General features: G+C 42.8%; 9 protein-coding genes. 2 read left to right on the top strand and 7 right to left on the bottom strand.

Features of this window, described 5'->3' with window-relative positions; translation table 11 throughout:
- Positions 1-947, bottom strand: a 947-nt coding sequence (locus HP456_RS15420) for a GAF domain-containing protein (RefSeq protein ID WP_172252674.1), incomplete at its 3' end; no start/stop codon positions are given.
- A gap of 38 nt (positions 948-985) precedes the next feature.
- Positions 986-1582, bottom strand: a complete 597-nt coding sequence (locus tag HP456_RS15415) for a hypothetical protein (protein WP_172252672.1) — start codon at positions 1580-1582, stop codon at positions 986-988.
- Between the two features lie 530 nt (positions 1583-2112).
- Between HP456_RS15415 and rpsD the strand changes: the two genes are divergently transcribed.
- Positions 2113-2715 carry a 30S ribosomal protein S4 gene (gene rpsD, locus HP456_RS15410; protein WP_172252670.1) on the top strand — a complete coding sequence of 201 codons (603 nt, stop codon included), beginning with the start codon at positions 2113-2115 and terminating at the stop codon, positions 2713-2715.
- Positions 2716-2915: 200 nt separating this feature from the next.
- Here the strand turns inward: rpsD and HP456_RS15405 are convergent, their stop codons facing one another.
- Positions 2916-3674 (bottom strand): AAA family ATPase, encoded by a 759-nt coding sequence (locus HP456_RS15405; RefSeq protein ID WP_172252660.1) that lies wholly within the window; start codon positions 3672-3674, stop codon positions 2916-2918.
- A gap of 314 nt (positions 3675-3988) precedes the next feature.
- Positions 3989-4642: a 2OG-Fe(II) oxygenase gene (locus HP456_RS15400; RefSeq protein WP_172252658.1), complete on the bottom strand. Its 654-nt coding sequence runs from the start codon at positions 4640-4642 to the stop codon at positions 3989-3991.
- A 275-nt stretch (positions 4643-4917) separates the two neighbouring features.
- Between HP456_RS15400 and HP456_RS15395 the strand changes: the two genes are divergently transcribed.
- Positions 4918-5217 (top strand): hypothetical protein, encoded by a 300-nt coding sequence (locus HP456_RS15395; protein WP_172252656.1) that lies wholly within the window; start codon positions 4918-4920, stop codon positions 5215-5217.
- A 330-nt stretch (positions 5218-5547) separates the two neighbouring features.
- Here HP456_RS15395 and HP456_RS15390 read toward each other — a convergent pair whose 3' ends face one another.
- The 3 genes from HP456_RS15390 to HP456_RS15380 all read right to left on the bottom strand — a co-directional run bounded on the left by HP456_RS15390 (position 5548) and on the right by HP456_RS15380 (position 9249).
- On the bottom strand, positions 5548-6273 hold the full coding sequence (locus HP456_RS15390; protein WP_172252654.1) for a sulfite exporter TauE/SafE family protein: 726 nt from the start codon (positions 6271-6273) through the stop codon (positions 5548-5550).
- Positions 6274-6468: 195 nt separating this feature from the next.
- Entirely contained in the window at positions 6469-8544 is a 2076-nt protein-coding gene (locus HP456_RS15385; protein ID WP_172252652.1) for a sigma-70 family RNA polymerase sigma factor, read from the bottom strand.
- Between the two features lie 144 nt (positions 8545-8688).
- Positions 8689-9249, bottom strand: a complete 561-nt coding sequence (locus HP456_RS15380) for a GNAT family N-acetyltransferase (protein ID WP_172252650.1) — start codon at positions 9247-9249, stop codon at positions 8689-8691.
- Between the last annotated feature and the right edge of the window lie 426 nt (positions 9250-9675).

Genomic DNA, 9675 nt, shown 5'->3' with positions numbered 1-9675 from the left:
GTGTCGGATATGCGGAACTTCAAATTCAGCTGATGAGAGGTCTCATTAATCAGCTGCAAATCACTGATCAGCCTTTTCGACTGCTCATACAGCTTGGCATTTTCCAGTGCACTTCCGGCTGTATAAGCAAGCAATTTGATAAACTCAATTTTTTGCTCGGTAAAATGCATGCGTGAATCTGTGCACACTTCCAAGACACCATATATTCCCTGTTTCCCTCTTAACGGTGCATACAGCATCGATTCTTCATCCAACTCGATGTTCCCGTTTACAAACGCCTGCATCGCAAAAGAATTAGCCTTTTCAAAATCAAATGACTTTATCGGGAGAGAACCGAAATCATAGCGGTCGTTGGCAAGAAGGATCCGGAATGTATCGAGGGGAAAAACCTCCCTGAGCGTCTCGATGATTTGCACCAATAATGTCTGTACGTCCCTGTTTGAATGAAAAACTTCGGTCACCTTAAACAATTCCCGGTAATGGCTTTCTTCTTCAAATACCCTTTGGATCTTCCATGAATGCTGAAGAAATTGATTACTCGCCTTCCAAAATGAAGCAAGCCATTCCGTATCAGCTGATAACAATACTTTCTGAAGCTGAAATAGAAGGACATAGGTCTCTTCTGCATCCTTTTGAAAACGAAAACCGGAATGGAAGAAAGGTTCCGGACAATTCCTGATAAAATAAGGGTCATTGCCAAAGAGCTTTTCTATGCTTTCTTCACTAAATGCTGCAGGAGCCTCCAGCTCATCCATATTCTGAATCATGCGGTATTCACGATCCCTGTTTTTATATAAGAAGGCTTTTTCAATATCCAGGCTTTCCTTTATCAGCTCTGCCCATTTATGCAGAGGTTCTGGCTGCTGCAGCCCGTTGAAAGGCTCATCATGTATCAAATCGAATAAATCAGATTTAAAAGCGTTTAAACTATCTGTTAGAATGGTCATTTTCTCACCCGTACCTTGAAAGGTTTGTGAATCTAAAGCTAACGCGATTTTGCCAGGACCAGTTCGTCCTCATTTACAACGAGCCATAAAGAATCATCAGCGGACAGCGGATGAATTTCCATTGGCTTTATATCTTTTGGCAGCTGTATTTCAATCTTATTTGGTTTTTTCGCCAAACTTACTCTATAAGTGTCTTCATCATAGTGAAATGTCTGCAGGGTCGATTGGGCGGGTCCGGGCTGCTCTGTTTGATTCAGCATTTCTAAACGATCTGAAAACAGGAACCACTGATCTTTTTTGACTTTAGCCCAAAGTCCTGCCCCGTCACTCCGAACCCTTATTTCTTCGACATATTCTTTCATCTCCACACTGTGCAGCACGTTGAAACGGTATCCATCGTCTTTTTCTATTTCATATATGACAAGAACAGTCTGATTGCCGGCCATTCTGGAGACAACTATAACGGCATTCCCTCCGGCATCCTGTTTCTTAAGTACTTGCGCAGTAACATGCGAATCACGTTTCTGCTCTGCTTCACGCGAGGACCCGGAGTAAACAAAGCCGATGATCACGACCAGCAGACATAAAGAAATCAATAAAAATCGTATGTATTTATCACGCTTTGATTCTTCCAAAAGCCTTCACCTGAATAAATTATTTGCCACTCTTTATTATAGCATAGGTAGAAAGCCATGAACGAAATTATTTGGAATTATTTAGGCAGGCAGCCGGTACGTACAGATTGAGGGTCCGGGTCATGCAGAATACCGGCTGTCACTGGTTTCCTAATGCCTTACGTTTAATCTGTAAGACTAACTGAGATATGTAAATTCGCCCGGAATCCCCTGGTATATTAGAGGGAACAATATATGTTTTAGTTTTAAACTCCTCAATATATTCCTTATAATAGTACTGCTTCTTTCTATACAAATCTCAAATACTTCCTTGACTTCTGTTCTTATGCATCATATAATATTCTTTGTGTAAAATAATGCAGCTTCAGTGAAATCCTTTATGCTCGTATTTTGTTCCTCTACTCTTTGAGGTGTATCTTGTAACCCTCTGCTGCTAGGGCGAAGGTACATGAAAACAAAATACACATAATTGTTATTCACAGGTGTTTTTATTTTACAACAAAATAAAAACAATAAAGGAGGAGTCTCTCATGGCTCGTTATACTGGTCCAAGTTGGAAATTATCTCGTCGTCTTGGAATCTCTCTAAGCGGTACGGGTAAAGAATTAGAAAAGCGTCCTTACGCTCCAGGTCCTCATGGTCCTAACCAACGCAAGAAAATCTCTGAATACGGTTTACAACTTCAAGAAAAGCAAAAACTTCGTCACATGTACGGAGTAACTGAACGTCAATTCCGTAACCTATTTGACCAAGCTGGCAAATTACAAGGTAAACACGGTGAAAACTTCATGGCTTTACTTGAGTGCCGTCTTGATAACGTTGTTTATCGTTTAGGTCTTGCACGTACTCGCCGCCAAGCTCGTCAGCTTGTTAACCACGGCCACGTAACGGTTAATGGATCTCGCGTAGATATCCCATCTTTCCGCGTACAACCTGGACAAACAATCTCAGTTCGTGAAAAATCACGCAACTTTGACATCATCAAAGAAGCTCTTGAAGTGAACAGCTTTGTTCCTGAGTTCTTAACTTTCGATGCTGACAAATTAGAAGGTACTTTCACACGCGTTCCTGAGCGTTCTGAATTACCTGCTGAAATTAACGAAGCTCTTATCGTTGAGTTCTACTCTCGTTAATCTTTGTGAAGAAAAACCCCGTCCGATTGGCGGGGTTTTTTGTTTGTCCTTTTTTAACATGGTGTTGAGTAAATTAAGCATATTTATTGTATCTTGATGAATCGGGCACCATTATCGATTTCATGGTCTTTACATGAGTTTTGGCCAATAATCTCTCGTTTAACCATAAAATAACAACCCACCCTCCCCGCCAATACCAATCACTCTCTAAACAGATGAACAAGCAGCCGTTCCCTGTCTTCGATAAATTGCTTCATAATTGCATAATGACCGGTATCTTCAAGTCTTGAATCCGTCATGCCGGATTCAGTCAGTTCAATGACCTTTGCGTCCGGATATGCCATAAGGATCGGAGAATGGGTGGAGATGATGAATTGAGAGCCTTTATTGACAAGTTCATTAATCCGGGCAAGCATCGACAGCTGGCGAAGCGGCGATAATGCAGCTTCAGGTTCATCCAGGATGTACAATCCATCCCCGCGGAAACGCTCGGTGAATGCGGCGAAGAATGATTCGCCATGCGATTGTTCATGGAGGGACTTTCCTCCAAACGAGTCAATGATCTTTGCACCAAATGCAGGCTCACTGTCCAGCTCTTCTATATTGGAAGCCACATTATAGAACGTTTCAGCCCGAAAGAAAAAATTGTCCTTCGCCCGTTCAACACCCTTTACAAGCCGAAGATAATCGTGCAGATCGGAGTGGGAATCAAAGCTCGAGAAGTTGAAATTCAGTGTGCCTCCTTCAGGATTGAACCCCAGTGCAATCGCAATCCCTTCAAGAAGGGTCGACTTCCCCATCCCATTTTCGCCTATGATATAAGTGACATTAGGATGGAAAGTTAGTTCACTGAAATTCTTCATAACAGGGAGGCTAAACGGAAATTGCTGATAAGAGGGGATGCGATCTTTTTTAAGGGAGATTTCACGGATATACTGGGTGTCGCAGGATAATTTCATTATTGGATCATTCCTTTCAAATTCTATCGGCAGGGTCTGGTGTTCTCCGGGTGTTAACCATTATTATATGGGTTTTGTTTCTCTACTGCCAAGCTTTGACCTGCATTCTAAGATTTGCCTGATTTCCTGCATACTTTTAGGTCTTTATCTAAAGAGTCTCAAGCTTTTTCTGTTATTCTATGTGGTGTTCTGCTCTCTTCTAATCTCCGTCCACTAATCTATGAATTTTGTCCAATAACCTCTCAATGTTCATGATAATCCAAATCATGCTATCCATAAAAAGAACCCTCCCACAAATAGGGAGGGTCCTCTGCTTATCTATAAATCTTTCTTCTCATCCACTGTGTCGCTGCCCATTTGTCTCCAGCTATGACAGGTGAGCCGCCGTGTAATGTAAGATCGTTCAGTTCCAGGTTATCGTAGAAGTATTCGAAGTATACGGCCATGCCCTTTTGAGGGGAGACCGAAAAGTTCAGTTTGGGGAAGTAGGTTTGGCCGCCTTCTTCCACGTCATTCAGGTACATGACGAGTGTGCTGATTCTTGGGTTGTTTACCGGCTTTTGTGATGCCGATCGGAAAAAATCAAAGTGCGCTTTGTATTCCTGGCCGATTTTATAATTCAGGACTTGGAGGCCTTCACCGTGTTCAACCGGGATGCCCATGATGTGTGAAACCCTTCTTTCAACTTTTGCGACCACGTCGTTTTCAGCTTCTTCAAAGAACATGCTGCTGCTTGTTCTGAGATCATCCACGTTTCGGGTATTGCCGATTTTCGAGCGGTTCATGCGGTCCTTTGACAGTTGGATGAGCGCATCGCATTCTTCATCACTCAGTACATTTGCCAAAACGGCAATGCATGGTTCTTCCAATCTGGCTATGATTCGAACCTCTCGATCTTCCGTTTTGATTTTATTCCCGGAGTGATGAAAAATACTTTGTTCCTTAACAGTCATTTCATTGGTTTCCATTGTCAACTTTTCCTCAACCTCTTCTAATTTATTTAATATTCCGAATACTTTATAAAAACGACGCATCCGGCAGGCAGTATTAGCGGCAGCAATAACAGCAAAGGCTCATATTATGAAGTTTTCCAGTCTCCCCAAGTTAAATTAATCAATCACATATATTGTATTTATTTTACACCGTGAAATCGAAAAAAAGAAGCGCTTTTTCATCCTGCTAATGACATATTTTCTACTAAACTTGTTACAATGGTTTTTATAAGGATAGGAGGTAGAGAGGATTGAATATTCACCTGATGATCTTTGTTTCTTCTATAAATGAACCGGAAAAGAGTGCAGCGATGATGAAGACGGTTGAATCTTTCATTCGTCCGGTAAAAGGGGACATTCTTGATGATCCCGGCTTTCATCCAGACTTCCACAATGGATATGAAGTGGTGAAAGTAACCTTGAACTATGCAGAAGGTGACTGCTGGGTTTCATTGGCGCCGCTTGCAATCGAGGTCCAGGATCTCAATATCGAAACCTATTTGGAAAACCTCGTGTCACATGGATGGCGGATTGTTGCGCCGGAAGGATAATGATAAGCAACGGGGCAGGGACAAAACTAATAAACCACGACATAAAGATGAACAATTTCAGTGTATGTTCAATACCGCTAATGATTTCCGTGCAAGACTTCGCTTTCCGCGGGTAGCCCGTGAGTCTCCTCGGCAAGCCTGCGGGGTCTCACATAAGCTACTTTTCCCGCAGGAGTCTTCGTCTTGCACTCCAATCAACCGCTGGAAAGAGCTAAAATCTAAATGTACATTGAGCAAAATAAAAACCCGAACTGATTTGCCTGTAAGAAGGCAAATTAGTTCGGATTTTACTTAGACTAAAACACTTATGTCCCACCCTCTTTTGTTTGTTTAGAAGAAGATACTCTCAATCAACAGGTAGAGCCCAGTGAAACTTAACAGCACATAGGTGAAAATCGTGAAGATCCGCTGATTGATCCAGTTGAATAGAACTTGGCCGATCAACAGACCGAGAATGAGGATTGGGATTGCTTTAAGGCTTGATTCCCAGATGATCCTGTTTGTCCCTGCAAATATAAGTTGGGTTGCCAAACTGATGAGGTAGATGAATAGATAAAACGCCAATGTCGTCGCACGCAAAACGGCTTTTTTCGTGCCGGTCCCTGCAAAATACAGCAATAACGGCGGTCCAGGCATTCCGATGCTCGTTGTCAGCACCCCTGATATCCCACCAATCATGTAGTCCCGGAGCGGCGTCCGTTTGATCCTGAATTTCAACACGAGCAACACGGTCAGGACCAGCAGCAGGATGCTGACCACTATCTTAAAGGTAGTAAGGTCATCGATGGTCATAAAGATAAATATGCCGACCGGGACACCCGCCAGACTTCCTGCAATGAATTTCTTCATTAAAACAAAATCGATGGCTTTCCTGATTTTCCAAATGAGCGCGATTGATATCAGCAACGATAGAATTAGATTGATCTGAATGGCTTCGTTCGGCTGAAACAACAGGAGTAAAAACGGTGTCGCCATGATCGAGAAGCCGAATCCTGTGCTTGTCTGCAGAATTGATGCGATGAAAATGATGGAAATAAAGATGAGTAGATGTGTCAAAGTCGTTCCCCTCCTGATTTGTCCACCTTTATTTTATCATTAAACCGAGCGGCTCCTTATCTTTCATTCTCCAAATTTATGCCATTATAACTCCTTCGGATCAGAGCTTTTGTTTATGACGAGAATCCTGTTTTGCTTAAAAAAGAAGCCCACCCGCTATATCGGACAGACCCCAGAATCTAAATCTTGTTCCTGCTACAACTCGATCTTCACCAAATCATCCACATATTTCGTTGTACTGTATCCTTGGATTTCCAGCTTTTTCGGGATGACTTTTTCACCTGTTTCGTTATTGTGGAGCTCAAAGCTTTGAACGGTTTCTAAAAAGCGCGGCTGCTCAATTTCTTCAAAAGGAAAATTCAATTCCTGAGGATTGTATTCCTTTCCATGTTTATCAACCAGGACTCCTTCCGTCCCCATTCCCATAGACATTTGGTCATACTCACTCTCCCCGGTCACATGGAATTGAAGGGAGTCATATTCCCGATTTTCCAGGTCATGGTTACTGATCACGATTTCTGTTGGAAATCCGACTTCCACTTTGTCGATCGAGATGGTACTTCCCAGATATTCAAAGGTTTGCGGAAAGACCTTGGCTTCATTGAGTTGGATGGTTTTCGGTTTTTGGACAGTCATTTGTATTGCACCGAACCGGAGGGACAATTCTTCCAGATCTTCACCGTAGAGAGAGTCAAAATGTGACTGAAATGTATTCCATTCCATATTTTCATGATTTTCTACGAACGTGCTCCCATACAGATCTGACTTTACCTTCTTATCACCAGCCTGGATGCTGTCAAAATTCAGGACTTCAATCCGCTTCTTCTCCGGCTGATCATTTTTAAACTTAAATTGCAGGAGAGTTGCTGTAGGTGCAATCGTGAGTTTGTCGAAATGCAACGGCATGCCTTCAATTTCGGTCTCTTGGTTCAGCTCATGAACGACGGAAGGGTGTTTCTTCACCGGTATTTCGAATGTCCACTCTCCATGGGCAAATTCCGGCTCTTCATAGGACCATGGGCGAAACTCACCTGGTTGATCGGGATCCCGGACCATTTTCTGCAATCTCGTGATCCTTAATTCGATGGTTCCGCTATCTTCTATGAGAGGCAGCAGGCTCATATGTCCCTGATACACGTTCTTCTCATCATGGATATCGGATGGATTGGAAGGCGGCGAATATCTTGGGTAGGCTTCACGGTTCATGATCTCACTTTCGTTCTGTACGAAAACCCCATCATGGGAATTCAGCACGTATTGGCTGTCTTTTTTCATATCGGTGATTTCATAAAAGACAAGTGTCTGCACGTCATCCGCAATCACACTTTTGATCTTGATTTTCACACCTTCACTTTCCGCTTCCAGATCAAGCCGCTCCCCAAGGTCCTGCTGAAGATAAGTACGAAGCTCTTTATTGTCTTCTGTCCATGAGTAATAGAGATTGCTGAAGCTTCCAGTGACAAAGCCGGTACACAGCAGTAATGCGAAGACACCGGCAAATGCAAGCCCGATGTTTTTACGCTTCTTTTTCTTCAGCTGCCTGCGTTTTTCCTTTTCTTCCAGCCTGACTTTCACATTCTCCATGACACCGGGAGGGACTTCAAACTCTTCTGTGATTCCGGTAAGGGTCAGCATGACATCCTGAAACGCGGCAAGATCATCCTGACAGCCGTGACAATTGTAAATATGTATTTCGAATTCAACCTTTTGCGGACGATCGAGGTCCCTCCCCAGGTAGTCGACGTAATACGGTTGGTATTCGGGACAGCCTTCGAAGTTCGAACCGTAGCCCATTTCCGACCGCAGTGACTGGATTCCTGAAAATATCCGCTCTTTGACCGAGCCTGCCTCAATTTGCAGTATACGTGCCGAATCCCCCAGGGAAAATCCCTTTAGGTATGTTAACGCAATTGCTTCTTTATCTTCTGGTTTCAGTTTGTCCAATGCATTGAATACATCCTGTCTCGGTTCAGTTCTTTTCGAATCCTGTACTTGATTCTCATCTGAAAGCTCACGGCATGTCTGAATAAAAATGGACGACGCCCAGATTTCAAAAGAGGTCTTTCTCTTAAAACGCGGCAGTTCTTCCTGAATGGTAATCATTGCTTTGTAAAAAAGATCTTCCATTTGCTGCCTGTTTCTGAGATATGACCAGCCGAGTGTATAGAAAGATTGCTGGTTTCGTTCAAACCAATCGATGATGGACTCCATGTCCTTTTCTCTGATCCTGCTGATCAGGAAGGGATCTGTCTTTCCGTTTGCCGGGATCATTTCTGTGTCCCCCTTCAATGCTTGTCTTTATCAAAAATGACGAAATAGTAAGAAAATAAATTCTATGAGTCTATGTTACCATATTCAACCACTTGATAATATTGGTTGTTATAAAAAAACAGCAGAAGTCCAATAAAATAACCTTCAGCTTTTATGCGTATCGATGATTTCGTTTTTCAAAATGGAATAGATGAGAAGGTCGTCGAATTTACCCCTGGTGTATTCGTAATGTCTGAGCAGCCCTTCTCTGGAGAATCCTTTTCGTTCCACTAGTTTTTGGGAGGGAATATTTTCGGGTTCGATCAATGCCTCGATTCTCTCCAGCTCAAGGTGATGAAAACCATAACGGATGACTGCATCCAGGGCTTCACGGGCAATCCCTCTCCCCCAGTAGTCTTTACTAAGCTCGAAGCCGATTTCCGCCCGGTGATGTTTTGGGGCACGATTCAGATATCCGCAGCTCCCTATCACCTTTCCCTCTTCCTTCAGAGTAATCCCCCATCTGATGCCCGTTCCTTCTTCATAAATGGAGTCGTACCAATTGATCTCATCCATTGCATCTTCAATGGTCTGGAAAGGGACGAGTCCCATATGTTGTACAACTTCTTCTTCAGACAGATAGGCAAGCATATCAGGAGCGTCTTCCGCGTTTACTTTTCTTAGAAACAATCGATCGGTTTCGATTATAGGGAATGGTGTGTGCATAGGTGTTCCTTCTTTCTGTTTCAGATTTGTGATGTATTTGTTTAATAAAACACTCTTAAGAAGTACTTGTTGGTAAGGTGATCTTTCCACTCACCATATTTGTATATAAACCCTTTCTTTATGCACCAAAACTCCACCTCGCCTGCACTTTCAGCGAGTTTTAGGGAAGGAGTATTATCCAGGTTGGTATGGATTACGATGAAATCCCCATTCCCTGAAAGTAAGAGCGAATGGTTCTTTTACTTCCTTTTTCCCTATTGGTTATGCATCGTGCAGCTGAATCACAATCATTCCGCCACATACTCCATGACCTTATCCATATAACTTTGCAAAGGAGGGGTTGTATCTACTGCAAGATATTTATGATCAGTTGGTTTCTTACTGTTTTCAAGGATTCGCCGAAACGCATCTTCGGAGCTGACCCTT

It is taken from the genome of Bacillus haikouensis, from assembly GCF_013179555.1.
Classification (GTDB): Bacteria; Bacillota; Bacilli; order Bacillales; family Bacillaceae_B; genus Rossellomorea; species Rossellomorea haikouensis_A.
This window is presented reverse-complemented; position numbering and strand designations above follow the sequence as displayed.